Genomic DNA, 16561 nt, shown 5'->3' with positions numbered 1-16561 from the left:
GAATGTCTGAGTCCGCAATTAGACTGGCCACTTCATGTAGCCCGACCGCACACGGCACTTCGTCGGCCAGGTATTGGACCGGCAGAGGCTGTAGTGGCAAGGTCGTACCCCGAAGGGAGGTCGCTAGCTTGTTCGATATTGTGTTCGCGCTCTGCTCGGCAGCCGGCGCCCTCCGCTACGCAGGCTCGGCGCGCGCTGTACGGAGGAAGAATGTCTGCCCTTGAGGTTGTCGAGATCTGCGCAGGAGCAGGCGGGCAGGCCTTCGGCCTTGAACAGGCAAAATTCAAGCACCGGCTGGCCGTCGAGCTTGACTCGAACGCATGCGCGACGCTCAGGCTCAACCGTCCGAAGTGGAAGGTCGCGGAGGGCGACGTCGCGGACGAGTCGGTCTGGAACCCTGACGACCACAAGGGCGTCGACCTGCTTGCGGGAGGTGTGCCCTGTCCGCCGTTCACCATCGCCGGGAAGCAGCTCGGTGCCACTGACGAGCGCGACCTGTTCGCCTGGGCAGTGCAGCTGGCAGGCCGCATGAAGCCCAAGGCCCTCATGCTGGAGAACGTGCGAGGCCTCAGCGCCAACCGCTTCTCGGCGTACCGGCAGCACGTTCTTGATACGCTCCGTGATTTCGGCTACGTGGGCGAATGGCGTCTGCTCCAGGCCTCCGACTTCGGAGTGCCGCAGCTCCGTCCGAGGTTCGTTCTGGTCGCGCTCCAGGATGAGTTCGCCGACTACTTCCACTGGCCGGAGCCCCACGAAGGACCTGCGCCTACGGTTGGCGAGACGCTGAAGGACCTCATGGCGGCAAACGGCTGGCCAGACGTCGAGGCATGGGTTGCCAGGGCCAACGACATTGCCCCCACGATCGTCGGTGGCTCCAAGAAGCACGGCGGGGCTGACCTCGGCCCGTCGCGGGCTAAGGCAGCCTGGGCGGCCATGGGGGTCGACGCCTGGGGCATCGCCAACGAGGCGCCGGGGCCGGACTTCAAGCCGGCAGTGAGCAAGAAGGGAGAAGTCCGGGGTGGCCCGAAGCTGACCAGCAAGATGGCGGCGCGGATCCAGGGCTTCAGCGACGACTGGCAGTTTGCGGGGGGAAAGACCACCGGATACCGCCAGATCGGAAACGCCTTCCCGCCGCCTGTCGCCAAGGCTGTCGGGCTGTCCATCGCGCGGGCACTCCGTAAGGAGGGCACCCCCCGCGAGCGGGTCGAGACCACCCACGACCCGGTGTACCGGTTCCTTCGCGGGAAGAACGAAGCCCTCACCGCAGCGCAGATCGTCACTGAACTCAGCAAGCTCGAAGTCGTTATGGGCATGCACGACGTCGAGCGCCGCCTCTCCCACCTCGGCCGCGACTTCCACATCGAGGAGACCGAGGCCGGCCAGGACGGCGCCATGGCTTACCGGCTCGGCGACTTCAAGGCCTTTGTCGGACAAGAGGGCCACGAGCGGCACGAGCTGTTCAAGGCCAACAAGGCCAAGATCAGCTGAGCGCGATCGACTGCCACCGCCCGCGGGTATCGGCCCACGGGCGGTTCTCAGGGCAGAGGGCTCTGGTTTGCTGATTGCCGCCCGACAGCGCTCACGTCCTCCGTGTAGCCTTCGCGCGGCGCTGGCGGACAGCGTCGACGACCAGAGCTGCGCACTCGGCTGGTGGCTCGTGCTCCCAGAAACGGAGCACGAGCCAGCCAGCCTCGGCCAGTTTCGTGTCGGTGTCACGGTCCCGGCGGACGTTCCGGTCGATCTTCTCGTTCCAGTAGCCCGGGTTGGTCTTCGGCCGCACGAAGTGCTCGGGGCACGCGTGCCAGAAGCACCCGTCGACGAATACAGCCACCCGGGTGGGACGGAACAGGAGATCAGCCGTCCGCCGCATGCCAGGTAGCGGCTTTGCTCCCACCCGGTACCGAAGTCCCGCTGCGTGGACAAGGGAGCGAAGCGCGAGCTCGGGCGAGGTGTCCCGGCTCCGGATCGCCTGCATATTGCGCCGCCTGCCAGCCGACGAGGCCCACGACCCTTCCGGGGCAACCCATGCGGCAGCATCTGCGCCTACCGTTCCCGCGGCTCCGGGAGCAGCGGTGCCTCGACGACCGGGTCGCTTTCCCGCGCCACTACCCACTTGGTGCCCTCCAGTTCCACCCAAAGTGCGTCCACGTGCTCTGGAGTCCAGGGTGCCAGCCGGACGCTCACAGACTCACCCGCATCTGGCACTGGCAGGTCGAGGGCCTGGGCTACCGCCTGGTGATTACCGTACTGGCCGAGGATCACGATCCCCTCCGGGCGGAGTGCCGAGCGGGAGCCACCGTTGTACCGGACACGCTTCATGAAGTCGTCCTGCTGCGCGACCGTGGCGACCACACCGCGAGAAACGATACGGCCCTGGGTACGCCGGAACAGCTCGTGCACCCGCTGGGTGCCGTACCGCGACGCGAAGATCGCGGCGATGTCCTCCTCGGACAAGCGCAGCAGGATGTTCTCGGGGAGCGGCGCGTCCTCGAAGAGCCAGTGCACTGCGGTCTTGCGGGCAGCGGCGGTCAGAGACCGCTTGCCGTCCCGGTTCCCATCTTTCTTTGTAAGCACCTCATCGGTGACCCGGAACAGCCCCGCCGACCAGAGCCCAGCGTTGTCATTGGCCCACACTCCGAGGCACAGATGTCCCATCGCCTCCGGCGGGATCATCCAGCGGCCCAGGTCCTGGGAGTACTTGCAGTCCACGTCGATGCCGTCGATCGAGTAGTCCATCTTGTCGCCATCAGCGAAGTCGAAGGCGCGCTGGAGGTTGATCTCTACGAGGGTGCCGGCGTGCGTCTTCTCGGTCTTGTGGAGATCCTCCCAACGGAACCTGCCTGTGTGCTGGCCGTCGAGGAGCATGTCGAAGGTGCGGCGCAGTGACGCGGCGAAGATCTCGCCTTGCGGGTCGGCCGCCAGTATCGCGGCGCGGACGCGGATCAGCTCCGCATCAAGGGGCAGAGTAGGGGAGACAGAGAACAGGGTGTCCGCTGGCGCCATGTCAACTCAATTCTCTTGGATCGATAATGTGGAGACGTCGCGAAGTCGACCCGGGCGCGGAGCCACGTCAGTCGGCTGTGGCTGCCTCGCGCTCGGCGGCCTTGCGTTCCTTGCGCCTGCGTTCATACGCGGCAATCGCGGCAGCTGCGCCGTCCGCGGGCCAGGCCTGGGAGCTGATCAGCTCGTAGGTCACCTCGGTGACGCCGTCAGTCTTGCTGCGGTGGGCGACGATGTCCCAGCCGAGGACGAAGCGGAGTTCACGCAGGCGCTTCTTCGGGTCGCCCTTGTGGGTGTCCTGCGCGACCAGTTCGATGAGCTCGACCGGCGTTGGCTTCCCCATCTCCTGGAAGGCGACGAGCAGTTCGCCGATGCGCTCCCAGGGATCACCGCGTAGGAGCGCACGTCCGATAACTGGGCCGACGTCGTCGAACGAGGCGAAGAACGCCTGCTTCCCGTGATTGTGCTCCTCACAGAGCGGCTCCAGGTTCGAGAGCTCCGTTTTGCCGCCCCACGACTCGGGCACCTTGTGGTCGATCTGCAGCCGGACACCCTCCTTCGGGCCGCGCCCGCACATCTGGCAGAAGCGGCCCTTCTTGCTGAAGACCTCTGCCTGCAGCCGCGGCGAGATCTTCACGGCCGTATAAGCTTCCTTCTTCCACCCGAGCAGCTCGTAAGCCCACTCACCGTCAGCAGTACGGCGTCGGCTTTCCACCACGAAGTGGCTCCGGACCTCGCGCAGCCGACGCTGACTGTGCACGTTGGACTTGCCGAAAACCTGCTGCGACCGAGCCAGCCACTCTGTCATCGTCGGGGGGCTATCCCGTCGCATGAGGAGGAACCGGCAGGCTTCTGCAGTCTCCCGGCTGCTGAAGAGTTCGTCGATCGACGGGTCCTTGGGATCGGGCAGCTGACGCTCGCTGTCTAATTCGGCGTGTGCCATCTCGTCCTCTTGCTGATCACGTCGGATCGGAGGAGCCCTTTCGACTCGTAGGTCACCGTAGGCGGCTTGACATTGATCCACAAGAAGGTTTCTCATGCCGCCCATTGAAAAGGTGTAGATTTGTCCGCATATGCCCTGCGTGATTTCTGACCGTCGCCGTCAAAGTTGACTCATCCGTTAGACCTCATGGGACGGCAAGGATCCCGCCGCGATGGCTTCCGAGGTGGACACGGCAGCCCGTCCCAGTGTGCCGCCGGGACCGCTCGACGCGCTGGTGGGCTTCGCCAGGGCGTTGCCACCCGCAAGGAGTGCCGGGCGCGGAGGCACGCCGCCGCTTGCGGAGGCCGCCCGCCGCCGGTCGACGACGGGTGCAGCAGGCGGTGTCCAGCCGTAGCGCGGGGCCAGCGCTTGAGTAGGCCAACTATGGATGCCCCGGCGGAGCTGCTTTACCTCGGTCTCCGACTTGGTCGATCGCTGGGGAGGGTGTGCAGGCTCCGCCACGTTGAAGACCACGGCAAGAGCAGCGGTGCGGAATTCAGCCTCGAGCCTGGTAACCGCCTGCTTCCGTACAGCGATGCCCGCATTGTTCTGCGCGTCCAAGCCAACGTCATCCAGCACCTCCTGGTGAACGGGACTTCTGAAGCGCCTCACTGGGTGTGTTGCGGCATACCGGGGGCCCCGGCTCGGTCCGGAGCCCGAGCTACACGCGGGCGGCCATCTTGTCGATGTGGCCGAGGAGCGCCCGGACATCGGCCATGTCCATCCCCCCGGCCACGGATGGCTCCTCGACCAAGTCTGCGAGTTGCTGGACTGACGGGTCGTCCAGGATCCGTCCCATGAACTGCAGCTTCTCCTCCAGCCGCAGCGCCACCACCTCGTCGATCGTGCCGGACGCAGCGAGGACTGTGGCCCGCGTCTCCGTCCCCGCTGCGAGCCCGAGGCGGTGGATGCGGTCGAGGCTCTGCAGGAAGCGTCCGGCCATGAAGTCCCGGTCCACGTAGACGGCGTCGTGGCAGACGTGGTGCAGACTGATGCCTTCGCCCAGAGTGGCCGGGTTAGAGAGCAGCACCCAGCAGTCTGGGTCTTCCCGGAACCGGCGCAGCTGCTCCTCGCGGTCCTTACTGCCGCCGTGCACGATGGCGGGACTGTAGACAGCAAGCAGCTGTTCCAGGGTGGCAAGGCTTCGGACGAAGGTTGTCCAGACCAGCGTCTTCCGCCCGGCCGCCGCGTTCGCGGCCACAATGCTCAGTGTCTCCTGGTATTTCGGCGACAGCTCGTACCTGGGGAGGTCTCGCAGCAGGACATAAAGAGAGTCGGTTGGCGGAACCTGCAGGGGCGGCACTCGGTAGGTGAGTGGCTCGTAGCGGCTGGTGGCCTCAACTAGCAGCGCTGGGCTGGTGGCAGCCATCAGCAGGCGCAGCATGGCCTTGCCGAGGGCGTCGAAGTCGTGGCGGGACAGCTCGGCGCGGGCTGAGTACCGGCCGACCAGGGCGTCGTAGATTTCCCGGTGCAGTGGGGGGAGATCGACATAGCGGATCGTAGGCTCGAACGGCGGTAGGTCCAGTTCATGCTTGGTGGTGCGGGTGAACAGCGGGCGCAGCACTGCGCTCGCGTACGCGAGATCGCCGCCGGCGACGGCGCTTGTAACAACGCGGCGCCCGTGCCCGGGCCAGACGAAAGACAGTAGGTTCTCCAGGTCCCGAGCGCCGTTCGGCGCCGGCGTGCCGGTGAGAATCAGACGGCGGCGGGCCAGTGGTCCGAGAGCCAGGCATGCCGAGCCGTACGTTCCGCTCGCTCCGAGCTTCATCCGGTGGGCCTCGTCCAGTACGAGCATCGACGGTGCCGCACGCAGCCAGTCGGCGAGCGCGGCCAGCGACCGATCGAGCCGTTCATAGTTGACGATGAGGAGCTCCGCGCCGGGATCCGGCGACCTGTCCATGACCTGGGTGCGGAGCGGCTCCGCGAAGCACGTGCTGCTCTCGTACAGCCACGATTCGTACGCTGACTTCGGGCTGACGACCAGGACACGGCAGGCTTCTCCGCGCTCCCGCACCGCGGAGTACAGCGCGAGGGCGACTCGGGTCTTTCCGGCGCCAGGCACGCTGAAGTTCGCACCGTGGCCCAGGGACAGGAGCCGGGCGAGGTCCCGCCGTTGAAAGGAGGTCAGGTCGGCAATCCAGTCGGGACCGAGCAGCGCTGGGATGTCCTCGGAGGTGGCGTCTCTGTCTGCGTCTCCGTGGTTACCCTCTAGTTGCCGCTCGGCGGCCTCGGCGTCGTCGAGGACCCCGTTAACGAGGTCGAGCAGCGCCGGCTCCCACTCGACGCTCTCCGGTTCCGGCCACATCCCGAGCTCGCTGATCCCCACCAGGAAATCGTCGAGGTCGATCTCGGCAGCCATGGGACCGCGTGGGCAGCCTGCAGGGAAACGGGCCGTCAGCTGGGCCAGGTTGCTCTGGTGCTCGATGGATGCGCGTAGGACGACGCGCGTACGGGTGATGTCAAAGCTGAGCCGCAGCGACGGCTCCCCAGCTGTCACAGCGCTTGCTCCTTCTTCTCGGCGACTGCGTCGAGAAGCCAGGAGACGCCGTCGCCGGGCGCCTTGATGCTGCGGGCCGACTCAAGGGCCAGCTTGCCGAGGACACCGCGCAGGTTCTGGACAGCCTCGTCGTAGGCCTCCTCGTCGAGGCTGTTCGACGCCCGGGCCATGACCAGGTCGGTGATGCACTGCTCGAGATCCTGGCATGCGTCGGTGATGCGGTCGGGGGCGGCCTGCCTGCGCTTGCGGACTCGGGCGTCCTTGCCGGCGCTACCGATCGCCTCGTCGTACGCAGCCCGTGCAGCCGCGATGGTCCGCGAGGACTCCGTCACCTGTGCAGCGGGCACGCGGTCGCCTGCTGCCTCCACAGCCCTGGCCTTGAGGAGAGAGTCAGTGAGGGACTTGGCAGCCGCGACCTCGGCGCCTGCGGCCTTGACCGAGCGGTTCAGACCGGGGATCGCGACGCTAGCCGACGCCGTTGTCTGTGCGGCCTTGAGTGATTCCGGAAGGGTGCGGTCAAGATAACGGCCTTGGAAGTCCGGTTCGATGAATCGGACATCGGTCTTGGAGAAGCCCAGGATGATCGCCGCTAGGCGGCTCTCCTTGAGCATGTCGGCCCTGTCCTTGTTGACCGTTGACTCCTTGACATACCTGCGGTGGAGCTCGCGCAGCTTCTCCTGGTGGTCCTCAAAGTCCAGCAGCCGCAGTTTCGCACCCTCGGTGCTGCTGCGCGCGATCAGATCGCGCAGGCAGGACAGAATCCACAGGTCCTGCTCGCAGGTCGCCGTGCGGATACGGAACTCGCGCGCGATGTCCTCGACCCGCCGCCCGGAGGCCAACTGCTCGTCAATGGCCAGGAGACGGTTGATGTAGGAGTAATCGCGGCGGTGGTCCCTTCGGAGCTGCAGTGAGAGCTCCACTGCGCTGACGTCCATCCATGTGCAGGACTCCGGGAGCACACCGACCCGGATGCTGGACACGCCCAGCTCCTTGAGCGCTGCGCGCCGGCTGTTGCCATTTACCAGGATGCCGTCGCGTGTGATCAATCCGGGGTCGGTCTGCCGGAAGTCTTTTAGGCTCTCAAGGAGCGCATCGAAGTCAGGGTCGCGCAGCGACGGATCCCTCGGCAGCGCTTGCAAGAGGAAGTGCAGATACTCCTGACTTCCGCTGCTCCACGGATCCGCCTCCAGCGCACGGTCGCGCAGAGGGTCGTGGCTTCGTTGCGCTCGGATCCGGTGTGTGCCCGGGTTGTAAAATAGGCCGCTGACCGGCATGTCGATGACCTCGACATGAAGTGGCTGGCCGCGCCATTCAATCGTCAGCGTTTCCTTGACGCCGCCGGCCTCGCGGAGCTCCTTTAGCCGCTCCTCCACCAGCGTCCGGTTGTGCTCAGCAAGGGGCGGCACACCGAAGTCCGTAGCCATTGGTCCTCCACAGTCATTGGTCAGATTGCGATCGACGCGGCACGGCGGCGGGCCGGCCGCCCGGGCGGCCCGCCACCGTATCGCGTGCACTTATGGGAGCCGACACCCCGCCTAGCTGAGCGCGGCACGGACCTGCCCGCGGGAGTCAGCCGGCAGTGTGCGGAACGCTGCCCACACGAGCTCCAGCTCGCTGAAGTCCCGGGAACCCTTCTCAATCCAGCCCGCCAGGATGCCGCGCTCAAAGGACGGCAGCCGATTGATCCGGTCGAGCACGTCCACAAGATTGGCAGTCAGCTCGCGCCCGCCCACCCGGCACCGGTTGCATTCGATGACCAGCTGGGTCTCGGTCGTGCCGTTCGGCAGCCGTACCTCGCGCCGGGCGATGTCGAGCTGCGCGGCCTCGAACGTGCCGGCGTAGGTCTGGCCCGGGGCAATGCCACAGGAGCGGCACATGTGCCCGTCCCGGGTCAGCAGCTCACGCCGCTGGACAGCAGTCAGCGCAGCGCCTGGCTTCTTCGCAGTCTTCCCGGGCTCCCATACGGGCTCGCCCATTTTCACGAACCGCTGCTCGAAAGCCTCCAGGCTCAGGTCTTCGCGGTTCGTGTCGATCCGCCAGCCGAAGTCCCGGAGATCCCGCATGCGACGGTCGATCTGGGCGACATCAGGGAAAGCCTCGCGCAGCTGGGCCTTGGTGAACACGTTGCCTTCGCCGATCACTTGAACCAGCCACAGGGCGGCCCTCCTCATGGTTCCGACCTGCGAGTCCGTCCAGGATGGTGCTCCCATCGCGCCTACCTCCATGTCGTGGAATCCCATAGTCCCATGGCAACTGTCAACGATATTCGTACCGCTGCCCCATTTATCCGGATTTCCCCGTATATCTGATGCGGCATCGGGCGTTCGCATCTTTTCGCGAACGCCCGGCAGTTCGCGAAAAGATGCGAACCTCTAGATGGCGAAATCCCGTTTGACAGCAGACCTCTGATGACGCATTAGAATTGACGGGGGACACCTGTCCTCGTTCTGCCCTCGTAAATCCTTACCCGTGAGGGGTGTTTTCGTGCCGCGCGCAGAGCACATCGACCCAGGCTTCAGCCCTGGGAGCACAGCGGACCAGCGGCAGCTTGCCGCTGCCTTGCGTCTGCTGTGCGCAGTGATCCCGGCGTCGCACGCTTCCATCTGTAAGGAGCTGCACATCGGCAAGTCCACCCTCTCTGGGTATCTCAAGGCCAGTCGCATCCCGGGCGACGGTGAGCTCGAAGCCGTCTACGAGCTCGCCGAGAAGGAAGTCGGAGCCACCGGCGTGCCCATGCCTGTGACCTTGGACGAGCTCTTCAGGCTGGCCCGGGCTGCGCGGGTCCGGCACTGCCTGTGCTGCCCGATTGGGCACCCTGCGCCGGACCGTGCGGTGTACGGCCCGGAAGAACGGCCGGGCGGCACATCCGCACCCCGCGAGCCCGCGGAAGGTGGGTTTCCGGCACAGCGGCAGCACTCGGCGGCAGGGACCGGCACCCCGCTGGATGGCGACCGGCGCCTCAAGCCGGAGCGAGCTCCGATCGCCGCAGTCATGGAACTGGCCCAATACTTGACGGCGGGCAGGCTGGCTGACGCCCGTACGCTCATGCACCATGCGGCGGTGGCCGCCCCCGTCGAAGACATCCCGGAGTTCGTGTCCGGCTGCCGGGAGACTGGTCTTCATGAGGCCGCCGACTCCGTATTGCACTACGCGGCGCGACGCAACGTCGCGGCTGTCCTGGAACTGGCAGCCCGACTTGTCGCCGATGAGTCCTTCACCGACGTGGCGGTACTCCTCGGGGCGGCCATGGATGTCGGCGCCTAACGGTTCGACCTTCGGCTGACCCACCGTCAAGCGGGCACGGTGAACTCGGGAGAGCCTGCGCTCGCAGCATATGAGCGCAAGCCCGAAGGGGATGGTCCTCAGGGGCTCGGTCGCCGTTGGCGGTCGCAATGCGAGACCGCCAACGGCGGTATCAACTGGTTGAAATGAGGCTGGCTCATGCGCCGGGCTTCAGGGGAGGAACGTGGCAACATGGATGCGAATGCCGCCGACGATGACGCAAGCTGGCCCGATACGGATCCGGCAGCAGGGAGCGCACTGCCGGATGGGCCGCCCTGGCGTGCTGCAGGCGGGATACCTGGTCCCGCGCGTGGGAAGAGTCTCAACCCTCCGAACAAGCGGCACTTTCTTGCGGGCGTGAAGCGGGGCCGCATCCGGGAGGCGAACAGTGTCGTCCTCCGGGGCTATGAGGAGGCCGTCGGTGACGACGTGGCCCTGATCGCTGCTGGGCATGCGCGATTTAACGCCTGGACCCATCGTTACGAAATCAACGGTCGCAGCTATGGTGTTGAAGAGAACGGAACGGTCTTCCCGGACGCCGGCGTAGGGATTGTCAACATGAACCGCAACGAGTACGCAGCCCTGGCGGCGCTTGCCAGGGCTGGAGGCGCTTCGGACCAGGTCCCGGAGTTCACCCGGGATCCGCGGTTCCGTGACAACCCGCAGGCCATCGCGACCGCCCAGGCCGTCTACGACGGGACTTACAAGTGACGTACAACCTCCTCCTCACTGGCGAACTTGAGCGGGACCAGATCGTGGCTGCACTCGCCGAGCAGTTCGTCGTGCCGGCCAGCGAGGTTGATGTCGTGGATGCCGACGACCTCAACAGCCGCAACTGGGACGCCATCGTCAGCTGCACGTACGAACAGGTCAATGGCGATGTCACATGGTCGCTCGACATCTATGCCACGGAGGACCACCCTATCCATCCAGATGAGCGGCAGCTGGCTGCCGGCTTGGCTGATCAGCTCGGGCAACCCGTGTTGTTTCCAGGGGAGGAGCGCCTTCCCAGCAGCTACTGGCTTGCGGCGCCGAACGGGATGCTCACCCGTGCCCGGTTGTATGAATCCGACCAGGGCGGTCACGCATACACCATCGACGCGGTAGGGCAGCATATTCCCGAGCTTCCGGACCTTCCGGTGGCGCGCCTACCTGAGGTCATCAGAGAGCATCGCGTTGATACCCCTGTCGCTGACGCGTTCACTGCTTGGCTTGCTGAACAGCGCCTGGAGCCGGACCGCCCCGGCGATGGCAGCGAGGAAAGGGCGGAGTGGCACGCCTGTACTCGATTGGGCGCCTGGGAAGCCTTCGTAGTGCGTTTGTCCTCGGGGTGGCCACCCGACGGCTGGTATCCCGCTAGTTATTACGCAGAGGATCTTGAGATCCGGGACAAGTTGAATATTGCAGAAGGCTTGACGAGTAAGACTTCTAAATGTCTTATCCGGGCGCTTGCGGACATTGATCGCAATTATCGCCAGAATACGATCGATGACGGCGGTCGGGAGCTAAGCGAGGCTCTCGCTACGTCGCATATTGAGCTGTCCCAGCGGAATTGGTGGTGGCAGCGCCGTCCGGAGGAGCTTCCATGGAGCGGCTGAGCCGATGAGGGCTGACGGAGTAAACCGCTGCCTGGTCTTTGACGGATTGTTCTTCTGAGAAGATGGGTACGGCTTCAGAAGCGGAATGCGCACGGCAGACGCTGGTGCGCCGCGTGCCGGCCGAAGCCGAGGCTGGTCCAGCGCGGGCCAGTAGTTTCGTGCATGCTGCCGAATTATCGGAGCGAGTGCAGCACCGGCGGTGGATGGCGAGGCTACCCGGATCGCACAATTCCCGGCTGTCCGGCACTGCTGGTCAAGGAGAGCGCAGTGCTGAGTCCCGTTTCCTTCGTCTTCTTGAGCCGGCCGTCGAGCTTGCGGAGTGGTGCGTCCCGGTTGCCGCGACGATCTGCGCCCCGAATAACGGGTTCGCGCCACACGTAGACAGGCGCAACACCACGCCCGGCGTGTCGGTCTCTCGGCCCATGTGGTTTGCTGGTCGAAGGCCAGAGTGTGCACGGCGCCGTGCCGGGCACAGGGTATGGAGGCGACAGGGGCATGCCCGCGGCAGGCGACCCGTGGGGCGTCAACCACCAGGAACACCCCTGGGCTGTAGGTTCGCTAGTCACCGTCGCTTGGGCTCGTGTGGGCTCCATCCACCCAGGTACGGGCGAAGATCTTCGGGACTGGCCCTCGGGACGGGCGGGATTCTGGGGTACGTGGGCAGCGGATCGATCCGGTCGGCGTAGCTGCGTGCCCAGGTGATCCACTCGCGTACGGCGCAGGTGTCTGCCTCTCCGGCAGGGGCATCAACGAGGTGTTGTTCGAGGGCATCGCAGTAGGCGCGGACACGGACGGCTTCGTGCCATGTCTCGACCTGGTCACGTAGTACATCGCGGCGATTCGCGTCGAGGAGCTTCTGCCGTGCCTGGTCCATGGCTGCTTGCCAGTCGAGCCGGGTCTGTTCTTTTTGACGTTCCCGGGCGAGCTGTCGCTCGTGATCGAGCTGAGCGCGCTGTTCGATCTCGCGGAGGATTTGGGGGAGTGTGTCTTCGAGCCTCCAGCGCTGCCGGTCCCCCCAACGGTATCGACGGCCCCGGTGAGCCCAGGTGGACTCGATGCTGAGTTCCAGCTGGTGGGAGGGCTGTGTGGTCCGGGCGGTCACGCGCTGCCAGGAGTACTGCACGCTGTCGACATCAAGGACCTCGATGGATCCCTCCGCTAGGAACAGGGGGAAGGCTGTGCCATGGGCGGTGATCGCCAGGCTGGCACGGGACTCCTGTCTGGCGGGGCCAACGGTGAAGCCCCGTTGCTCAGCGGCGGTGGCAAGCGCGTGAAGGATGAGGCGGGTGCGGTCCTGGCATTCGGTGCAGACCGACACCTGGGCATCGCGGACCGTCGGGTGGATTTCCTCGGCGGTCAGATCGACGATGACGGGTACTGGGTTGATGTGTGCTGCGGTGTGGGCTGGGTGTTCGCCGACAGTCATGCGGATAACGAGGTCGCCCTTGTCGCGCCCGCTGTAGGAAAGGAAGTGTCCCTCCGGCACCAACTGCAAGGCCCTTGCCGCGTGCAGGGCGCGGCGAACACGGAGACGTTCGGCGGCCGACGGATCGGTAATGCGTAAAACGCCTCCCGCACGCTCAATGTCCGTGATCAACTCGGCCGCTGCCCCAGACTGCTTACTGGGCTCTACGGCGCCTGTTGCAGCTTCGCCGTCACGCTCGGTTGCTCGCGTGCTCGGAGTTGATGAAGCGGCTGATGCGTCGAGTTGGCCCAGGTAGCGATGTCCGGCCGATGTGGGGTTGGTCGTCCACCGGCTGTCGGCCCACGCGGTGGTGACAAGCCCTCGGCTCCGCAGCGCATAGACGGTGGTGGCCAGGGCCCCGTCTGCTGAGGTGACTGGGTTCTGTCCTTCGCAGATGCGGCGGAGCACGGTGAGTTGGCGGTCATTGAGAACTTTGCGTGGCACAGTCCAGGACGCCTCTCAGAGAGCAGGGGCAGGCATTGTCAGTCCTTGGCAGCCGAAGCCTTGCGGAGGAGCTCCAGCGGTACTCCGAGCTGCCGTTCGAAGCGGTCCGCGGCCCGGCCCTGGCCGGCGTCGCGCAGCGACCGGATGGCTTCCTCCATGAGCTTTCCGACGCGGACCACCTCAGCGCGAAGCGCCTTGAGCTCGGCGAAGCCGTCCACTGCCTCGGAGCCGCACCAGTTCCGGACGAGGTCACGGGCGGGCTTGTACTTACGATCCACCTCCGCGCAGGTCTCCGCGCTGACGTATGTGCCCCCACTCTTGCCGCGTCCCCCGAGGTACTGGCCATAGACCGCCTCATGCTGCGACTGTTCCTCCCGCTGAGAGAGAACAGCGACCAGCTGTTCGGCGTGGGCTTTGGCGATCAGGGGCGTGACGGCGAGTGTGGTGGGCCACGGCGCTGTAAGGGTGCCTGCGTCGTCGGTGAAGCTGCGTGGATCAGACGCGAACATGTCCTCGGACACCTGCAGCATCGCTGCGAGAGCGGTGGCGTCGTGGACGTATAGCACGCCGCGTTCGCGGTAGTTCCAGCCCATCGACACCGTCTCGTCCATGGGGCATTCGTCGAAGACGATGCTTGCGGCGACGAACTCGACCACCTCGTCGTTCAGCGGCTCGTCACTGGTCAGCGCATCCCAGCGATTCTGTCTCGAAAGCCACACGTCCTTCTGATCCCAGGGCACTCGCAAGCGGGCCGGCGGAACCCACTCCTCGCGGCCCTCCGCCTCCTCAGCTACGAAGCGCACTCTCACACGCAGCGGCCGTTGGGTGCCAACTTTGAGGACTTCCACCTCGCTGACCGTGCCGTCATATGGCGCCGCCCGATGCGCCCACCTCTCACCCGGTTGCACGCAGGATTCCCTTCCCACTACTTCGTTTCTCTGGAGCACCTCCTCGATACCAGCATCGGAGCATGCTCAGTCCCCGGCGCCCGCGATAAGCGTCGGTATGTCGCAGATCCAGGGGGCTCCGTCCGCGCAGCCGGCGCGCCGCATCGCGAAGGAGGCCGCGGGACGGACGTCCGCTCCCTGATCTGCATACTGTTCGGGCCAGCGTGTCTCGCTGGTGCTGAAGGAAGCCGGTCGGCGTGGCGCGCTCATCGGCCACCCGCGGAGGTTCGGCCTCTTTTTGGTTGCCCATCGGACCATCGTGACAGCGAGGGACTTGCGGCAGCCGGATCCTGCAGCTGACCTGCGCCGCCGACGACCGGCCGCCAGTCAGAGGTTCGGCACGAGCCTTCGGAGTGCTGAGGCCGACCTTGGCATGCGTCCCGGGGCTCTGCGCGGATTGCGGTGCCGCAGGCGCCGTAGCGGTGGTGAAGGTCGCCCGAGTCGGCCAGGTGGTCTGGGGTGGGTGGACTGCGGCGCGGTACAGCGGTGAACGGCCTTCTGGCTCGAGGGGATCGCCGGCAACGTCGTGGAGCGGCAGCGGTGGAATCAGGTTGACCTCAACTGCTCTGTACGGAGCCCTAGACATCTTGACAGGCCTCGGATAGCTTTGAGAGTGGAGAGGTCTGACGGATTGACACGCCGCTGGGGGTCAAGGGGTCGCAGGTTCAAATCCTGTCGTCCCGACTTGCAAAACTGCAGGTCGTAGGCCGTTTCCGCTTCTGGCGGGAGCGGCCTTTTTGATGTTCGGTCAGCTGGTGGTCGCATGGTGGTCTCCGGGCCACATCGGCCACGCGGCTGACGGTTCTTTTGTTCCTGCGTGTTGGTGTGCGGGCAGTTGCCGGTGGGGGCGCGGTTCTTGGTGCCAGGGGCGCCGGGCTCGGCAGGTCGGTTCGCCCAGGATGGCGCGGTCGGCGGTGTTGAGGGTCCAGGCGATGGCGTCGACGGCTGCGCGGGCGGCGAGGTGGGTGAGGTCGGCGTAGATGTTCGCGGTGGTCGACAGGGTGCGGTGGCGCAGGGTCTTGGAAACCACGGATAGGGGCGTGCCGGCGGCCATAGCGAAGCTGGCGGCGAGGTGGCGCAGGTCGTGCAGGGCGATGCGACGGACGCCGGCCTTGTCGCAGAGCAGGTAGAAGCGATCGAGGGCGCTCTTGGGGTGGAGCGGGCGGCCGTGGCGGTGGAAGACGTAGCCGCCGGCGGGGGTGATCTGGCCGAAGGCGCGGGAGCCGGCTCGGTCGTCGAGGGCGTCGGCGGCGCGGTCGGACAGGGCGACCCAGGTTCGGCTGCCCTTGGTCTTCGGCGTGGTGAGCAGGAGTTGGTTGTTGTCGATGACGGAGAGGGTGGCGCGGACGAACAGGGTGCGCTCACGCAAGTGGACGTCGTCCCATTGCAGGGCGAGGGCTTCGCCTTTGCGCATGCCGGTGCCGATCATCAGTTCGGCGAGGTCGGCGAAGAGCGGGTCGGTGACGTGGGTGAAGCGCAGGAAGTGGGCGGCTTCCTCCTCGGTCCACAGGTGCCGCTCGGCGGGGGCGGGGCGTGAGATGAGTGGGGGCTTGGCGGGGTTGCGGGCGAGGCGTTCGCCAGTGACGGCGGAGCTGAGGGCACTGGAGAGGGTGGACATGATCCGGTGGACGGTGACCTTGCCGCGGTGGTGGCGCAGTTGGGTGGTGACGAAGGCGCTCAGGTGCTGGCGGGTGAGGTCGTCGAGGGGGATGGTGCCGAGGGCGGGGATCAGGTCCTGTTCGATGTAGGCGCGGTAGCGGGCGATGGTGGTGGGCTTGAGGTGGAGTTCCTTCTCGGCGAGCCAGGTGATGAGGTAGTCGGCGGTGGTCTGCCGCGGGTCGATGATGACGAAGGCGGGCAGGGACTGGTTGAAGCGCCGCAGCGCGATGCGGGCGTCGACCTCGGTGGGGAAGCCTGCTCGGCGGATTGTGCGGCGGTGGCCGTCGGTGGAGGGGACCTCGACGGCGAAGGCCCAGGTGCCGTGCTCGGGGTTGGCAGCGAGGTTCGGGCAGCGGGTGCCGAGCTGGCGACGCTGGTCGTCGCGGCAGCCACAACGCCGGTAGACCCGTCCTCGTTCAGGGGTGGGTGAGCTGCGCATGGTGATCGCCTCGAAGGGGTGCGCGGGTCGTTCTCCTTCCAGCCAGCGTGCCGCTGGCGACCATCATGCGACCACCAACCCTGGAAGGGGGCTTGTGGCCTGCGGATCTCCCTTGAGCAGGCGCCAAGGGGGAAACGTTGAGTGGTCTCGTCGATTCCGCGTGTGACTATTCTCGCTGGGTGGGCTCTGTCGGGTACCGGGTGCCTCAGATCAGCCGGTCGCGGTTGCGTGCGGCGGCTGCGCGGACG

13 protein-coding genes are annotated in these 16561 nt (G+C 66.1%); 4 read left to right on the top strand and 9 right to left on the bottom strand.

Annotated features, from left to right (window positions below):
- Nucleotides 1-210 precede the first annotated feature (210 nt).
- The gene (locus tag ACWDAK_RS15880) at nt 211-1488 is read left to right on the top strand and encodes a DNA cytosine methyltransferase (protein ID WP_427393478.1); all 1278 of its coding nucleotides are present in this window, start codon (nt 211-213) and stop codon (nt 1486-1488) included.
- Nucleotides 1489-1579: 91 nt separating this feature from the next.
- Here the strand turns inward: ACWDAK_RS15880 and ACWDAK_RS15875 are convergent, their stop codons facing one another.
- The 6 genes from ACWDAK_RS15875 to ACWDAK_RS15850 form a co-directional block, all read right to left on the bottom strand.
- The gene (locus ACWDAK_RS15875) at nt 1580-2113 is read right to left on the bottom strand and encodes a very short patch repair endonuclease (protein WP_427393479.1); all 534 of its coding nucleotides are present in this window, start codon (nt 2111-2113) and stop codon (nt 1580-1582) included.
- The gene (locus tag ACWDAK_RS15870; protein ID WP_427393480.1) at nt 2044-3003 is read right to left on the bottom strand and encodes a NaeI family type II restriction endonuclease; all 960 of its coding nucleotides are present in this window, start codon (nt 3001-3003) and stop codon (nt 2044-2046) included. Before ACWDAK_RS15870 ends, ACWDAK_RS15875 begins: the two co-directional genes overlap by 70 nt.
- A gap of 67 nt (nt 3004-3070) precedes the next feature.
- Nucleotides 3071-3943: an HNH endonuclease gene (locus ACWDAK_RS15865; RefSeq protein ID WP_427393481.1), complete on the bottom strand. Its 873-nt coding sequence runs from the start codon at nt 3941-3943 to the stop codon at nt 3071-3073.
- A 700-nt stretch (nt 3944-4643) separates the two neighbouring features.
- Entirely contained in the window at nt 4644-6341 is a 1698-nt protein-coding gene (locus ACWDAK_RS15860; protein WP_427393532.1) for a DEAD/DEAH box helicase, read from the bottom strand.
- Between the two features lie 134 nt (nt 6342-6475).
- Nucleotides 6476-7903, bottom strand: coding sequence for a transcriptional regulator (locus ACWDAK_RS15855; RefSeq protein WP_427393482.1), 1428 nt, complete (start codon nt 7901-7903; stop codon nt 6476-6478).
- 111 nt (nt 7904-8014) lie between these two features.
- Complete coding sequence (locus ACWDAK_RS15850; protein WP_427393533.1) at nt 8015-8689, bottom strand: hypothetical protein; 675 nt, start codon at nt 8687-8689, stop codon at nt 8015-8017.
- Between the two features lie 274 nt (nt 8690-8963).
- Here ACWDAK_RS15850 and ACWDAK_RS15845 point away from each other — a divergent pair, with 274 nt between their 5' ends.
- From ACWDAK_RS15845 to ACWDAK_RS15835, 3 genes are all read left to right on the top strand, one after another.
- Nucleotides 8964-9743: a hypothetical protein gene (locus ACWDAK_RS15845; RefSeq protein WP_427393483.1), complete on the top strand. Its 780-nt coding sequence runs from the start codon at nt 8964-8966 to the stop codon at nt 9741-9743.
- 210 nt (nt 9744-9953) lie between these two features.
- Entirely contained in the window at nt 9954-10472 is a 519-nt protein-coding gene (locus tag ACWDAK_RS15840) for a hypothetical protein (RefSeq protein ID WP_427393484.1), read from the top strand.
- Nucleotides 10469-11359 (top strand): hypothetical protein, encoded by an 891-nt coding sequence (locus ACWDAK_RS15835; RefSeq protein ID WP_427393485.1) that lies wholly within the window; start codon nt 10469-10471, stop codon nt 11357-11359. Before ACWDAK_RS15840 ends, ACWDAK_RS15835 begins: the two co-directional genes overlap by 4 nt.
- A 562-nt stretch (nt 11360-11921) precedes the next feature.
- On the opposite strand, the gene ACWDAK_RS15830 is transcribed toward ACWDAK_RS15835, so the two are convergent.
- The 3 genes from ACWDAK_RS15830 to ACWDAK_RS15820 form a co-directional block, all read right to left on the bottom strand.
- The gene (locus tag ACWDAK_RS15830) at nt 11922-12956 is read right to left on the bottom strand and encodes a hypothetical protein (protein WP_427393486.1); all 1035 of its coding nucleotides are present in this window, start codon (nt 12954-12956) and stop codon (nt 11922-11924) included.
- A gap of 350 nt (nt 12957-13306) precedes the next feature.
- A complete protein-coding gene (locus ACWDAK_RS15825) occupies nt 13307-14215 on the bottom strand; it encodes a hypothetical protein (RefSeq protein WP_427393487.1) in 909 nt (302 codons plus the stop codon).
- Nucleotides 14216-14963: 748 nt separating this feature from the next.
- Entirely contained in the window at nt 14964-16313 is a 1350-nt protein-coding gene (locus tag ACWDAK_RS15820; RefSeq protein ID WP_427393488.1) for a tyrosine-type recombinase/integrase, read from the bottom strand.
- Between the last annotated feature and the right edge of the window lie 248 nt (nt 16314-16561).

It is taken from the genome of Kitasatospora sp. NPDC001175 (genome assembly GCF_053598215.1).
Note: the sequence above shows the minus strand (reverse complement) of the source record. Positions and strands in the feature narration are given on the sequence as shown.